Raw genomic sequence first — 13,050 nt, 5'->3', positions numbered from 1 at the left:
CAAGGAGCAGTCATGGTCTTCCGCAACGTGATCGTCTGTCACATGGTCCCCGGCAGCGAGCAGATCGTCGGCGGCGTGTTCGGCCACTACGACCAGGCCACCCGGCCGCAGGACCTGGGCGTCATCGGCCGTTACCTGCTGTCGCACCACGACCTCTACATCCACGTGATCGAGCGGGAGCAGGACCCGCGGATCTCCGGGCAGACCCGGGGCCTGCCCGCCTTCCAGAAGATCGCCGAGGAGATCGGCCCGTACGTCACCCCGTACCCGCGCTACTGGAAGAACCCCTCGGACTCGGTGGCGAAGGAGTTCTACCACTGGGCGCCCGAGGGGGAGCCACCCGCCGACACCACGCTCACCGTGATCGTCGGGCGGATCAAGCCCGGTGCCGAACCCGACGTCGCACGGGTCTTCGCCGAGTCCGACGCCGGGTCGCTCCCGACCGACCTCGGCGTCACCGGGCGCTGGCTCTACTCGATCGACGACGTCTACGTGCACCTGCTCGAACAGGAGACGTCCGCGGCCGAGGCGACCCGGGACCAGCACGGCGACAAGCCCGCCTTCGGCAAGGTGATGCAGGACCTGGGCCCGTACATCGAGCCGTACCGGCCGGAGACGTGGCAGGGCCCGCAGGACTCGGTGGCCACCGTCTTCTACCGCTGGCAGGCCCAGGACTGAGCACGCCTCCGCGCTCCCGTCGACCGGGAGCGCGGAAACGCCGCCCCCGCGACCGGCCGTACGCCAGGCTGGTGCGGGGGTGCCGGGTGTCGACGAAGGAGATCGTCCAGCACGTCGGAGCGTTGCTGGACCTGGCCGGGGTGCTCGTCATCGCGGTCGGCGTCGCGGTCGCCACGGCGGTGTTCGCGGTGCGCTGCGCCCGGACCCGCCAGGTGGTCGCGCACTACCGGGCGTACCGGCAGGGGGTCGGCCGGGCCATCCTGCTCGGCCTGGAGTTCCTGGTCGGCGGCGACATCATCCGTACGGTGGCGGTGTCGCCCACGTTCACCAGCGTCGGCGTGCTGGCGCTGATCGTGCTGGTCCGCACGTTCCTCAGCTTCTCCCTCGAGGTGGAGCTGGACGGCCGGTGGCCCTGGCAGGGCCGGACCCCGGCCGACCGGCCGAGCGTCGGCGCCCGCCCGCAGCGCTGAACGTCGTACCCCTGCGGCAGCATGCCGGGCATGTCGGAGTTCCGGATCGTGCGCGGCGACGCGACGAGCCCACAGGCGAAGGGCCCCAAGATCGTCGCGCACGTCTGCAACGATCTGGGCGGCTGGGGGAAGGGCTTCGTCCTCGCCGTCTCGCGGCGGTGGCCGGAGCCGGAATGCGACTACCGGGAGTGGCACCGGCACCGGGCCGGCAACGACTTCGGGCTGGGCGCCGTCCGGCTGGTCCGGGTCGCGCCGGACCTGTGGGTGGCCAACATGGTCGGCCAGCGCGGGATGCGCCGGGGCAGCGCCGGGCCGCCGATCCGGTACGACGCGGTGGAGCGTTGCCTGACGGCCGTGGCCGAGCACGCCGAGGAGTTGGGCGCGTCGGTGCACATGCCACGCATCGGCTGCGGGCTGGCCGGTGGCTCGTGGCAGCGGATCGAGCCGTTGATCCGGCGCGCGTTGTCCGACCGCGGCATCCCGGTGACCGTCTACGACAGGTAATGACCTCCGCTGTCGCCCGCGCCACGTCACCGAGTCGATGCGGACGGGTACCCCCAGGGGGTATTGTGGGGTCATGGAGCACGGATCCGGTCACGACACCGGCCACTACGACGACCACGGCGGCGGTCACGGCGCGCACGCCGGGCACGACCCGGAGCAGTTCCGCCGCCGGTTCTGGCTGAGCCTGGCGCTGACCGTGCCGATCGTCGCCACCAGCCACATGGTGATGGACTGGTTCGGCTACTCGCTGGACTTCCCGGGTGTGCGCTGGGCCGGCCCGGTGCTCGGCACCGTGGTGTTCGCGTACGGCGGCTGGCCGTTCCTCACCGGCGGGCTGCGTGAGCTGCGCGAACGTGCCCCCGGGATGATGCTGCTGATCTCGATGGCGATCGTCGTCGCGTACCTCGCCTCGGCCGCCACCAGCCTCGGCCTGTTCGACCTGGACTTCTGGTGGGAGCTGGCCGCGCTGGTCACCATCATGCTGCTCGGCCACTGGCAGGAGATGCGGGCGGTCGGGCAGGCACGCGGCGCGCTCGGCGCCCTCGCCGCGCTGCTGCCCGACGACGCCGAGCGCCTGGACGACGCCGGGCAGCCGCATCCGGTGCCGGTCGGTGAGCTGCGGGTGGACGACCTGGTGCTGGTGCGCCCCGGCGGGCGGGTGCCGGCCGACGGGCGGATCGTCGAGGGCGCCGCCGAACTGGACGAGTCGATGATCACCGGAGAGTCGCGGCCGGTCGCCCGCGCCGCCGGGGACCGGGTGGTCGCCGGCACCGTCGCCACCGACTCCACCCTCCGGGTACGCGTCGAGGCGGTCGGCGCGGACACCGCGCTGGCCGGCATCGGGCGGCTCGTCGCCGAGGCGCAGGCCTCCGGCGGGCGCGCGCAGGTGCTCGCCGACCGGTTCGCCGCGCTGCTGTTCTACCTGGCGGCGTTCGCCGGCCTGGCGACGTTCGCGGTCTGGGCACTGCTCGGCGATCCCGACCAGGCGGTGGTACGCACCGTGACCGTGCTGGTGATCGCCTGCCCGCACGCGCTCGGCCTGGCCATCCCGCTGGTGGTGGCGCTGTCCACCGCGCTGTCGGCCCGCGCCGGCATCCTGGTCAAGGACCGGCTCGCGCTGGAGCGGATGCGGACCGTCGACACCGTCCTGTTCGACAAGACCGGCACCCTCACCACCGGCCGGCACACGGTGACCGGGGTGGCCACCACCGGCGGGACGGACGAGACGGCCGCCCTGGCCCTGGCCGGCGCGGTGGAGGCCGACAGCGAGCACCCGCTGGCCCGGGCGCTCGTGACCGCCGCCGACGCCCGTGGTGCGCGCCCGGCCGCACGCGGCTTCCGGGCGCTGACCGGCCGGGGCGTGCGCGCCACCGTGGACGGCGTGGACTGGGCGGTCGGCGGGCCGGCCCTGCTGCGCGAACTCGACGCCGCGGTGCCGGACGACCTGGCCCGGGCCGCGCAGGAGTGGTCGGGCCGGGGCGCCGCGGTGCTGCACCTGGTCCGCCTGCCCGAGGGTGGTCCGCCGGAGGTGACCGCCGCGTTCGGGCTGGAGGACCAGGTCCGCCCGGAGGCGCGGGCCGCCGTGGCCGAGCTGCGCGAGCTCGGCGTACGCAAGATCGTGATGATCACCGGCGACGCGCGCCCGGTCGCCGAGGCGGTCGCCGCCGACCTCGGGTTCCGGCCCGGCGTCGACGAGGTCTTCGCGGAGGTGCTCCCGGCCGACAAGGACAAGGCGGTGGCCGAGCTGCGCGGCCGGGGACTGACGGTGGCGATGGTCGGCGACGGCGTGAACGACGCACCGGCGCTCGCCCGCGCCGACGTCGGGCTGGCCATCGGCGCCGGCACCGACGTGGCGATCGAGTCCGCTGGGGTGGTGCTCGCCGGCTCGGACCCGCGTGGCGTCGGCGGAGTGATCCGGCTGTCCCGGGCGTCGTACCGGAAGATGCGGCAGAACCTGGCCTGGGCGGCCGGCTACAACGTGGTGGCGATCCCGCTCGCCGCCGGTGTCCTCGCCTGGGCGGGGATCGCGCTCAGCCCGGCGCTGGGCGCGGTGCTGATGTCCGCCTCGACGATCGTGGTGGCGCTCAACGCCCAGCTGCTGCGGCGGGTCCGGATCACCCCGGGCGACTGAACCGCAGTTCCGGTTCCCAAGCCGCCTGGCGGCTCGCGGCTGCGAGCGGCAATGCCCCTTCCGGCTCGCACCTGCGGGCCGCTAGGGTGAGCGCGTGACGGTGTTCCGGATCGGCGAGGCAGCCGAACTGCTCGGGGTCAGCGCGGACACGGTCCGCCGCTGGATCGACGCCGGCAAGCTGCCTGCGACCCGCGACGAGCACGGCCACCGGGTGCTCGACGGCGCCGACGTGGCAGCGTTCGTCCGCGCGCCCGGCCATCCCGAGCTGTCCTCGGCCCGCAACCGGCTGCGCGGCATCGTCACCGCCGTCGTCAAGGACACCGTGATGGCCCAGGTGGACATCCAGGCCGGCCCGTTCCGGGTGGTGTCGCTGATGAGCCGGGAGGCCGTCGACGACCTCGACCTCCAGGTCGGCTCCGTCGCCGTCGCGGTGATCAAGTCGACCACCGTCGTGGTCGAGCGCGCCCCCGCCACCCCCAGGGGAAGGACCAGCCCGTGACCGTACGGCGGATCCGCGCCGCGCTCGCCGCCGCGCTGGTGGCGGCGCTCGGCCTGACCGGCTGCGGTGGCGCCGGCGAACCGGCCGGTCCCGACGGCGCCGGTCCGGTGACCGTGTTCGCCGCCGCCTCGCTCACCGAGTCGTTCACCACACTCGGCAAGGAGTACGAGGCCGCCCACCCCGGCAGCACCGTCACGTTCAACTTCGGCGGCAGCTCCGGGCTCGCCACCCAGATCACCCAGGGCGCGCCCGCCGACGTGTTCGCCGCCGCCTCCCCGGCCACCATGAAGACGGTCACCGACGCCGGTGACGCGGCGGGTGAACCGGCAGTGCTGGTGCGCAACCAGATCGTCGTCGCCGTACCCCGAGGCAACCCGGCCCGGGTCGGCGGCCTGGCCGACCTCGCCCGCCCCGGCGTCAAGGTGGCGCTCTGCGCTGAGCAGGTGCCCTGCGGTGCCGCCGCACGTACCGCGCTGGACGCCGCCGGTGTGCGGCTCACCCCCGCCACGCTGGAACAGGACGTCAAGGGCGCGCTGGCCAAGCTGCGTCTCGGCGAGGTCGACGCCGCGCTGGTCTACCGCACCGACGTCCGCGCCGCACCCGGGCTCGACGCGGTCGAGTTCCCCGAGTCGGCGCGCGCGGTGAACGACTACCCGATCGTGGTGCTGCGCGCCGCCGGCAACCCGGCCGGCGCCCGCGCCTTCGTCGACTTCGTCCGCTCGGACGCCGGGCTCGCCGTGCTCACCGCCGCCGGGTTCCAGGCGCCGCCCGGCGCATGAGCCGCACCGTACGCCGCCAGCGGGTGCCGATCGCCCTGCTCGTGCCCGCCGGGCTCGGCCTGACCTTCCTCGTCCTGCCGCTCGCCGGCCTGCTGCTCCGGGCACCCTGGACCACGCTGCCCCAGCGGCTGGCCGAGCCGGGTGTGCTCACCGCGCTGCGGCTGTCGCTGGAGACCGCCACCGTCGCCACGCTGCTCTGCGTGGCGCTCGGCGTACCCCTGGCCTGGCTCTTGGCGCGGGTGGAGTTCCCCGGGCGGCGGCTGGTCCGGGCGCTGGTCACGGTGCCGCTGGTGCTGCCGCCGGTGGTCGGCGGCGTGGCGCTGCTGCTGGTCTTCGGCCGGCGCGGCCTGATCGGGTCGTGGCTGGACGAGACGTTCGGCGTGACGCTGCCGTTCACCACCGCCGGGGTGGTGCTGGCCGAGGCGTTCGTGGCCATGCCGTTCCTGGTCATCGCCGTCGAGGGGGCGCTGCGCGGCGCCGACCCCCGGTACGAGGAGGCCGCCGCCACGCTCGGCGCCGGACGGTTCACCACCTTCACCCGGGTCACGCTGCCGCTCGTCGCCCCGGGCGTGGCGGCCGGGGCGGTGCTCTGCTGGGCCCGCGCGCTCGGTGAGTTCGGCGCCACCATCACCTTCGCCGGCAACTATCCGGGCCGCACCCAGACCATGCCGCTGGCGGTCTACCTGGCGCTGGAGACCGACCTGCAGGCCGCGATCGTGCTGAGCCTGATCCTGCTCACCGTCTCCGTGGTCATCCTCGCCGCGCTGCGCGACAAATGGGTCGGGACGACATGAGTGTGCTGGACGCGCATCTCGTCGCCGAGCGGGACGGGTTCACCCTCGACGTGCGGCTGCGCATCGCCGCCGGTGAGGTGGTGGCGCTGCTCGGCCCCAACGGCGCCGGCAAGACCACAGCGCTGCGGGTGCTCGCCGGGCTGCATCCGCTCAGCGCCGGTCACCTCACGCTCGACGGCGCCGACCTGGACCGGCCGGACCGCCGGGTGTGGACACCGCCGGAACGACGGCCGGTCGGCGTGGTGTTCCAGGACTACCTGCTGTTCCCCCACCTCAGCGCGCTGGACAACGTGGCGTTCGGGCCGCGCCGCCGGGGCGTCGGCAAGCGCGCCGCCCGCACCCGGGCCCAGGAGTGGCTGGACCGGGTCGGCCTCGGCGACCAGGCCCGGCGCCGGCCCCGGCAGCTCTCCGGCGGCCAGGCGCAGCGGGTCGCGCTGGCCCGCGCGCTCGCCGTCGACCCGGCGCTGCTGCTGCTCGACGAGCCGCTCGCCGCGCTCGACGCCCGGACCCGGCTGGACACCCGCGCCGAACTCCAGCGCCACCTCGGCGCGCACCCCGGCGCCACGCTGCTCGTCACCCACGACCCCCTCGACGCCCTGGTGCTCGCCGACCGACTGGTCATCGTGGAGCACGGCCGGGTGGTGCAGGACGGCGACGCGGCAACCGTCACGGCCCGGCCGCGCACCGACTACGTGGCCCGGCTGGTCGGCCTCAACCTGCACCGCGGCCGCGCCGACGGACACACCGTCACCGTCGGTGAACTGACGCTCACCACCGCCGACACCGTCCACGGTGAGGCGTTCGTCGCGTACCCGCCGGCTGCCGTCGCGCTGCACCCGTCCCGGCCGGAGGGCAGCCCGCGCAACGTGTGGGCCGCCACCGTCACCGGCGTGCAACGCCACGGCGACAATCTGCGCGTGCAACTGGCCGGGCCGGTCGAGGTCGCCGCCGACGTCACGCCCGCCGCCGCGGCCCATCTCGGACTGATCCCCGGCCGCGCGGTCTGGGCGGCGGTCAAGGCAGCCGAGACGCGCGCCTATCCGGCGTGACAAACACCGCTGGTCGCGACGTGTACGCAGGTGAGAGGTTTGATCTGCGCTCAACCGGTCACTGGGACGGTAGCGACGACGCAAAGGGGGACACGGTGCCCGACACGATCCGCAACAGGTCCAGTCTGGACGCCGACCTGCCACGGGGAGTCACCGACCCGTTGCTCTGGCGGGCCGCGTACGACGTTGCAGTCGCCCACCGGCCCGACGAGGCCGGCCGGTGCGAGAGCCTGCTGTGTGACGGTCGGGTCGCGCCGTGTGACGCGCTGACCGCTGCTCACCGCGCGATGGAACTGGCCGGGGACCGCCACGCCGACCGGGCCGAGCCGGAGACCTGGCGTACGGAGCAGCGCCGGCGCGCCGCCTGAGCATCGGGTCGCGGGCGGTTCGAACCGCGGACGCCCCGCTTCCGTGTCTATGATCGACAACTCGGTCGGAATGCGGGGAAGAGGAGAGTTCGTGACGGTCGACGCCCACGCGTTCTGGCTCCGCGCCCCCGGCGAGGGCGAGATCCGGCCGGTCCGGCTCGCCGCCCCCGGCCCCGGTGAGGTGCTGGTCCGGACCCGCTTCTCCGGCGTCAGCCGCGGCACCGAGACGCTGGTGTTCACCGGCCGCGTCCCGGCCGACCAGCACGCCGCCATGCGGGCGCCGTTCCAGGAGGGCGACTTCCCGGCACCGGTCAAGTACGGCTACCTCAGCGTCGGCACGGTCGAGGCGGGCGACGAGCGGCTGCTCGGCCGTACCGTCTTCTGCCTCTACCCGCACCAGAGCGCGTACGTGGTCCCGGCCGGCGCCGTGACCGTCGTGCCGGACGGCGTGCCTGCCGAACGCGCCGTGCTGGCCGGCACCGTGGAGACGGCTGTCAACGCGCTCTGGGACGCCGCCCCGCTGGTCGGCGACCGCGTCACGGTGATCGGCGGCGGGATGGTCGGCTGCGCGGTGACCGCGCTGCTGACCCGCTTCCCCGGCGTACGCGTCGAACTCGTCGACGCCGACCCGGCCCGCGCCGCTGTGGCCGCCGCGCTCGGCGCGGGCTTCGCCACGCCCGCCGACGCCACCGGCGAGCGCGACCTGGTGGTGCACGCCAGCGCCACCGCCGACGGGCTGCAACGCGGCCTGGAGCTGCTGCGCCCCGAGGGCACCGTGCTGGAGCTGAGCTGGTACGGCGACCGGCCGGTCACGCTGGCGCTGGGCGGCGCGTTCCACTCCCGGCGGCTGGGTATCCGCAGCAGCCAGGTCGGCACCGTCTCGCCCCGGCGGGCCGACCGCAGCTACGCCGACCGGCTCGCGCTCGCCCTGGAGCTGCTGGCCGACCCGGTGTTCGACGCGCTGCTCACCGGCCGGTCCCGCTTCGACGACCTGCCCGACGTGCTGGACCGGCTCGCCTCGGGCGAGCTGCCGGCGCTGTGTCATCTCATCACCTACGGCGAGGAGTGATCGTGTTCAGCGTGACCGTCCGGGACCACATGATGGTCGCCCACAGCTTCCGCGGCGAGGTCTTCGGCCCGGCGCAGCGGCTGCACGGGGCGACGTTCGTCGTCGACGCCACGTTCCGCCGCGCCGACCTGGACGACGACGGGATCGTTGTCGACATCGGGCTGGCCACCGAGCAGCTCAAGGCCGTGCTCGCCGAGCTGAACTACCGCAACCTCGACGATGAGCCCGCCTTCGCCGGGGTGAACACCACCACCGAGGTGCTCGCGCGGACGATCGCCGACCGGCTCGCCGACGCGGTGGGGGCCGGCCGGCTGGGGGAGGGCGCGCAGGGCCTGGCCGGGATCACCGTCACCCTGCACGAGTCGCACATCGCGTGGGCGAGCTACGAGCGGTCGCTCTGACCGGATGACAGTCGTCCACGTGGTGCTGCCGGGCGACATCGACGACCCGGCGGACCCCAGCGGCGGCAACGCCTACGACCGCCGGGTCTGCCGCGGCCTGGCCGCGCGCGGCTGGACGGTACGCGAACACCAGGTACCCGGCGGCTGGCCGCACCCGGGGCCGGGGGAGCGAGCCGACCTTGCCGGACTGCTCGGCGGGCTGCCCGACGGCGTGCCGGTGCTGCTCGACGGCCTGGTCGCCTCGACCGTGCCGGACGTGCTCGCCCCGCACGCCGCGCGGCTGCGGCTGGTGATCCTGGTGCACCTGCCGATCGAGGGCGAGACGGAGGCGCGGTCACTGGCGGCGGCCACCGCAGTGGTCGCCACCAGCGCGTGGACCCGCGACCGGCTGCTCGACCGCTACCGGCTGCGCCCCGAACGGGTGACCGTCGCGCCGCCCGGCGTCGACCCGGCGCCCGTCGCCGACGGCACGCCCGGCGGGGGACGGCTGCTCTGCGTCGCCGCGGTCACCCCGGTGAAGGGCCACGACGTGCTCGCCGCCGCGCTCAGCGAGGTGGCGGACCTCGACTGGACCTGCGACTGGGTCGGTCCACCGGACCGGGACCGCGCGTTCGCCGACCGGCTGCGCGGGCGGCTCACCGCCACCGGCCTCGCCGGCCGGGTCCGGCTCACCGGTCCGCGCACCGGACCCGGCCTGGCCGCCACGTACGCGGCGGCCGATCTGCTGGTTCAGCCGTCGCGGCGGGAGACGTACGGGATGGTGGTCACCGAGGCGCTGGCCCGGGGCGTACCCGTGCTGGCGAGCGACACCGGCGGCCTGCCGGACACGCTCGGGCACGCCCCCGGCGGCGACCGGCCCGGCCTGCTGGTGCCGCCGGGCGACCCGGGCGCGACCGCCGCGGCGCTGCGCCGCTGGCTCACCGACCCGGGCCTGCGGGACCGGCTGCGCCGCGCCGCCCGGCAGCGGCGGCACACCCTCACCGGCTGGCCGGTCACCGTGGACCGGCTGGCGACGGCACTGAAGGAGGCGACCGCGGCATGACCACCTCACTCCCGTCCGGCTTCGCGGACTGGCTGCGACTGCGCGAGCCCGCCGACGCGGCGGCCCGCAGCACCGAGCTGGCCGACGCGGTCCGCGACCGGCTGCCCACCGGCCGGCCGCTCGTCGTGCACGACCTGGGCAGCGGCACCGGCTCGATGGCCCGCTGGCTCGCGCCCCGGCTGCCCGGCCCGCAACGCTGGGTGCTGCACGAACGCGACGCGGACCTGCTGGCGCTGGCCCGGGCCGGGCGGCTCACCGCCGCCGACGGCGCCGAGGTCACCGTGACCACGCGCGGCTCCGACGTGACCCGGCTGACCGCCGCCGACCTGGCCGACGCCCACCTGATCACCGCGTCGGCGCTGCTGGACATGCTCACGGCCGAGGAGGTCGAGCGGATGGCGGCGGCCTGCGCCGGCCACCTGACGCTGTTCGCGCTCACCGTGACCGGACGGGCCGAGTTCACCCCGCCGGACCCGCTGGACGCTGAGCTGACCGCCGCGTTCAACGCCCACCAGCGTCGTACCGTCGACGGCCGGGCGCTGCTCGGGCCGGACGCCGTGGACGTCACCGTGGCCGCGTTCCGCCGCCACGGCGTCGAGACGCTCGTGCGGCCGACCCCGTGGCGGCTCGGCCCGGAGCAGGCGGAACTGGCCGCCGAGTGGCTCACCGGCTGGGTCGACGCGGCCGTCGAGGAACGACCGCATCTGTCCGGGCCCGCCGCGACGTATCAGGAGTGGCGGCTCGCCGAGGCCGCCGCCGGACGGCTCGACGTGGTGCTGCACCACGCGGACCTGCTCACCGGCTGAACCGAACCGGCTGCCGGCACGTGACAACCGGTGGGAACGAGGGAGGACCGTTTGTCACACGTCGCCGTCGCCGTCGCCGTCGCCGGACCCGTACCGGCTGTCACGCCCGCGCCGCCGCGCCGGGCCCGGACCGGCCGGGCCTGGATCCGCCCGCTGCTCGGGCTCGTGGTGCTCGCCGCGCTCGTCGCCTCGGTGGGCACCGGCCCGTTCCTGGCCGGGCTGCGGCTGATCGACGCGCCCGCGCTGGCCGCCGCGCTCGGCATCGGCGTGATCACCACCGTCTGCTGCGCCTGGCGCTGGTCGCTGGTCGCCGGTGGGCTGGGCGTACGGCTGCCGATGCGCGCCGCGGTGGCGCACTGCTACCGGGCGGTCTTCCTCAACTCCACACTGCCCGGCGGCGTGCTCGGCGACGTGCACCGGGCGGTACGGCACGGCCGCGACGCCGGGGACGTGGCCCGGGGCGTGCGGGCGGTGGTGTGGGAGCGCACCGCCGGGCAGGTGGTGCAGGTGGTCATCGCGGTGGCGCTGCTCGCCGCGTTCCCGTCGCCGGTACGCCGGTACCTGCCCGCCCTCGCGGCGGTGCTCGCCGTGGTCGCGCTGGCGCTGGTGCTCGCCGCCCGCGCGGTGCCCCGCTCCGGGGCGTCCCGCCTCGCCCGGGCCGCCCGGACCGCTGTCGCCGACGTCCGCTCCGGGGTGCTGGGCCGCCGGACCTGGGCCGGCGTGGTGGTCGCCTCGACCGTGGTGTTCGCCGGTCACCTGGCCACGTTCGTGGTGGCCGCCCGCACGGCCGGCGCGGACGCGCCGCTGTCGCACCTGCTGCCGCTGACGCTGCTGGCCCTGCTGGCCATGGCGGTGCCGCTGAACGTGGGTGGTTTCGGGCCGCGCGAGGGGGTGGCTGCCTGGGCGTTCGCCTCGGCCGGGCTGACCGCCGCGCAGGGTGTGGCGACCGGCACGGTGTACGGCGCGCTGGTCCTGGTGGCCAGCCTCCCCGGCGCTGCGGTGCTGCTCGCACGGCGGCTGCCTCGGCGCGAGCCCGGCAACTGTCGGTGATCCCGCCTACGGTGGGGGAGCGAGGTGTGCGTCGCCGGGTCCGCCCGGCGACCGGACGACAGGAGAACCATGGACGAAACGCTGCCCACCGCGACGGTCCGGACCCGCGTGACGGTTCCGCTCCGGTTCCCCGACGGCTACGTGACCACGGCCCGCGTGCACACCTTCCACGGTCTCGTCGACGGCCGTGAGCACCTGGCGTTCGGTCTCGGTGAGCACGCCGACGCCGATCCGCCGCTGGTCCGCCCGCACAGCGAGTGCCTCACCGGGGACGTGTTCGGCAGCCAGCGCTGCGACTGCGGCCCGCAGTTGCGCGAGGCGGTCGAGCGGATCGCCCAGGCCGGCGGCTACCTGCTCTACCTGCGGCAGGAGGGGCGCGGCATCGGCCTGTACGCCAAGCTCGACGCGTACGCCCTCCAGGACGGCGGCCTCGACACGTACGAGGCGAACCTGGCGCTCGGGCGCGGCGCGGACGAGCGCGACTACACGGTGGCCGCGCAGATGCTCACCGCGCTGGGCGTGGACCGGGTGTCCCTGCTCAGCAACAACCCGGACAAGGCGGCCCAGCTCGAACGGCTGGGCGTGACGGTGGCCGACCGGGTGTCCACCGGTGTGCACCTGTCGCCGGCCAACGCCGGCTACCTGGCGGCCAAGGTGACCCGCGCCGATCACGCCCTCGACCTGCCGTTCGTGCCGTGACCACCCGGCCGTACGTGCTGCTCAGCTGCGCGATGTCGATCGACGGCTACATCGACGACGCGAGCACCGAGCGGCTGCTGCTGTCGAACGACGACGACCTGGACCGCGTGGACGCGACACGGGCCGGGTGCGACGCGATCCTGGTCGGTGCGGCCACCGTGCGCCGCGACGACCCCCGCCTGCTGGTGCGCAGCGAGCACCGGCGCGCCGAGCGGGCGGCGCGCGGGTTGCCGCCGTCGCCGGTGAAGGTGACCGTCACCGGCAGCGGCGACCTCGACCCGCGGGCCCGGTTCTTCACCGCGGGCGACGGGCTCAAGCTGGTGTACTGCCCGAGCGGCGTGGTGGACAAGGCCCGCGAGCAGGTGGGCGCGGTGTCCACGGTGGTCGACGCGGGTGATCCGGCCACCGCGGAGGCGGTGGTGGCCGACCTGGCCGGGCGCGGGGTCACGCGCCTGATGGTGGAGGGCGGCGGGACGGTGCACCGCCAGTTCCTCACCGCCGGCCTGGCCGACGAGTTGCACCTGGTCGTGGCGCCGTTCTTCGTGGGGGACGGGCGCGCGCCGCGCTTCGTCGGGGACGGCCGCTTCCCGTGGCACCCGGGGCGCCGGGCCCGGGTGGTCGAGGTGCGCCAGATCGGCGACGTGGTCCTCACCCGGTACGCGCTGTCCGACCGCTGCCCGGCCTGACCGTCGTGTCGATGCGGTCCGCCCT

16 protein-coding genes are annotated in these 13,050 nt (G+C 75.3%); all 16 read left to right on the top strand.

Annotation, left to right across the window (positions count from 1 at the left end):
- The first annotated feature begins 12 nt into the window (after nt 1-12).
- The 16 genes from NMK34_RS17995 (at nt 13) to NMK34_RS17920 (ending at nt 13,025) form a co-directional block, all read left to right on the top strand.
- A complete protein-coding gene (locus NMK34_RS17995) occupies nt 13-678 on the top strand; it encodes a TcmI family type II polyketide cyclase (RefSeq protein ID WP_318334401.1) in 666 nt (221 codons plus the stop codon).
- 86 nt (nt 679-764) lie between these two features.
- Nucleotides 765-1,148, top strand: a complete 384-nt coding sequence (locus NMK34_RS17990) for a DUF1622 domain-containing protein (RefSeq protein WP_128138377.1) — start codon at nt 765-767, stop codon at nt 1,146-1,148.
- Between the two features lie 30 nt (nt 1,149-1,178).
- Complete coding sequence (locus NMK34_RS17985; RefSeq protein ID WP_318334400.1) at nt 1,179-1,652, top strand: macro domain-containing protein; 474 nt, start codon at nt 1,179-1,181, stop codon at nt 1,650-1,652.
- A gap of 73 nt (nt 1,653-1,725) precedes the next feature.
- Nucleotides 1,726-3,783, top strand: coding sequence for a heavy metal translocating P-type ATPase (locus tag NMK34_RS17980; RefSeq protein WP_318334399.1), 2,058 nt, complete (start codon nt 1,726-1,728; stop codon nt 3,781-3,783).
- Nucleotides 3,784-3,877: 94 nt separating this feature from the next.
- Nucleotides 3,878-4,282: a TOBE domain-containing protein gene (locus tag NMK34_RS17975; RefSeq protein ID WP_194799132.1), complete on the top strand. Its 405-nt coding sequence runs from the start codon at nt 3,878-3,880 to the stop codon at nt 4,280-4,282.
- A complete protein-coding gene (gene modA, locus NMK34_RS17970; protein ID WP_318334398.1) occupies nt 4,279-5,061 on the top strand; it encodes a molybdate ABC transporter substrate-binding protein in 783 nt (260 codons plus the stop codon). Before NMK34_RS17975 ends, modA begins: the two co-directional genes overlap by 4 nt.
- Entirely contained in the window at nt 5,058-5,855 is a 798-nt protein-coding gene (locus NMK34_RS17965; RefSeq protein WP_318334397.1) for an ABC transporter permease, read from the top strand. The genes modA and NMK34_RS17965 overlap by 4 nt, the downstream gene beginning before the upstream one ends.
- Nucleotides 5,852-6,904: an ABC transporter ATP-binding protein gene (locus NMK34_RS17960; protein ID WP_318334396.1), complete on the top strand. Its 1,053-nt coding sequence runs from the start codon at nt 5,852-5,854 to the stop codon at nt 6,902-6,904. Before NMK34_RS17965 ends, NMK34_RS17960 begins: the two co-directional genes overlap by 4 nt.
- Before the next feature lie 95 nt (nt 6,905-6,999).
- On the top strand, nt 7,000-7,272 hold the full coding sequence (locus tag NMK34_RS17955) for a hypothetical protein (protein ID WP_318334395.1): 273 nt from the start codon (nt 7,000-7,002) through the stop codon (nt 7,270-7,272).
- Nucleotides 7,273-7,321: 49 nt separating this feature from the next.
- Complete coding sequence (locus tag NMK34_RS17950; RefSeq protein WP_412098956.1) at nt 7,322-8,341, top strand: zinc-dependent alcohol dehydrogenase; 1,020 nt, start codon at nt 7,322-7,324, stop codon at nt 8,339-8,341.
- Nucleotides 8,342-8,343: 2 nt separating this feature from the next.
- Entirely contained in the window at nt 8,344-8,742 is a 399-nt protein-coding gene (locus tag NMK34_RS17945) for a 6-carboxytetrahydropterin synthase (protein WP_318334393.1), read from the top strand.
- A gap of 4 nt (nt 8,743-8,746) precedes the next feature.
- Nucleotides 8,747-9,784, top strand: coding sequence for a glycosyltransferase family 4 protein (locus tag NMK34_RS17940; protein WP_318334392.1), 1,038 nt, complete (start codon nt 8,747-8,749; stop codon nt 9,782-9,784).
- The gene (locus NMK34_RS17935) at nt 9,781-10,590 is read left to right on the top strand and encodes a class I SAM-dependent methyltransferase (protein ID WP_318334391.1); all 810 of its coding nucleotides are present in this window, start codon (nt 9,781-9,783) and stop codon (nt 10,588-10,590) included. Before NMK34_RS17940 ends, NMK34_RS17935 begins: the two co-directional genes overlap by 4 nt.
- Before the next feature lie 144 nt (nt 10,591-10,734).
- The gene (locus tag NMK34_RS17930; RefSeq protein ID WP_318336371.1) at nt 10,735-11,640 is read left to right on the top strand and encodes a lysylphosphatidylglycerol synthase transmembrane domain-containing protein; all 906 of its coding nucleotides are present in this window, start codon (nt 10,735-10,737) and stop codon (nt 11,638-11,640) included.
- Nucleotides 11,641-11,709: 69 nt separating this feature from the next.
- Nucleotides 11,710-12,339 (top strand): GTP cyclohydrolase II, encoded by a 630-nt coding sequence (locus NMK34_RS17925; RefSeq protein ID WP_318334390.1) that lies wholly within the window; start codon nt 11,710-11,712, stop codon nt 12,337-12,339.
- A complete protein-coding gene (locus tag NMK34_RS17920; RefSeq protein WP_318334389.1) occupies nt 12,336-13,025 on the top strand; it encodes a RibD family protein in 690 nt (229 codons plus the stop codon). The genes NMK34_RS17925 and NMK34_RS17920 overlap by 4 nt, the downstream gene beginning before the upstream one ends.
- The last annotated feature ends 25 nt before the right edge of the window (nt 13,026-13,050 follow it).

Origin of the sequence: Micromonospora sp. BRA006-A, assembly GCF_033433935.1 — a bacterium.
Classification (GTDB): Bacteria; Actinomycetota; Actinomycetes; order Mycobacteriales; family Micromonosporaceae; genus Micromonospora; species Micromonospora aurantiaca.
This window is presented reverse-complemented; position numbering and strand designations above follow the sequence as displayed.

Coding starts and splice junctions, on each gene's coding strand:
- NMK34_RS17980 (WP_318334399.1), top strand. CDS start 1,726: ATGGAGCACGGATCCGGTCACGACACCGGCCACTACGACGACCACGGC.
- NMK34_RS17925 (WP_318334390.1), top strand. CDS start 11,710: ATGGACGAAACGCTGCCCACCGCGACGGTCCGGACCCGCGTGACGGTT.
- NMK34_RS17950 (WP_412098956.1), top strand. CDS start 7,322: ATGATCGACAACTCGGTCGGAATGCGGGGAAGAGGAGAGTTCGTGACG.
- NMK34_RS17960 (WP_318334396.1), top strand. CDS start 5,852: ATGAGTGTGCTGGACGCGCATCTCGTCGCCGAGCGGGACGGGTTCACC.
- NMK34_RS17940 (WP_318334392.1), top strand. CDS start 8,747: ATGACAGTCGTCCACGTGGTGCTGCCGGGCGACATCGACGACCCGGCG.
- NMK34_RS17935 (WP_318334391.1), top strand. CDS start 9,781: ATGACCACCTCACTCCCGTCCGGCTTCGCGGACTGGCTGCGACTGCGC.
- NMK34_RS17965 (WP_318334397.1), top strand. CDS start 5,058: ATGAGCCGCACCGTACGCCGCCAGCGGGTGCCGATCGCCCTGCTCGTG.
- NMK34_RS17985 (WP_318334400.1), top strand. CDS start 1,179: ATGTCGGAGTTCCGGATCGTGCGCGGCGACGCGACGAGCCCACAGGCG.
- NMK34_RS17995 (WP_318334401.1), top strand. CDS start 13: ATGGTCTTCCGCAACGTGATCGTCTGTCACATGGTCCCCGGCAGCGAG.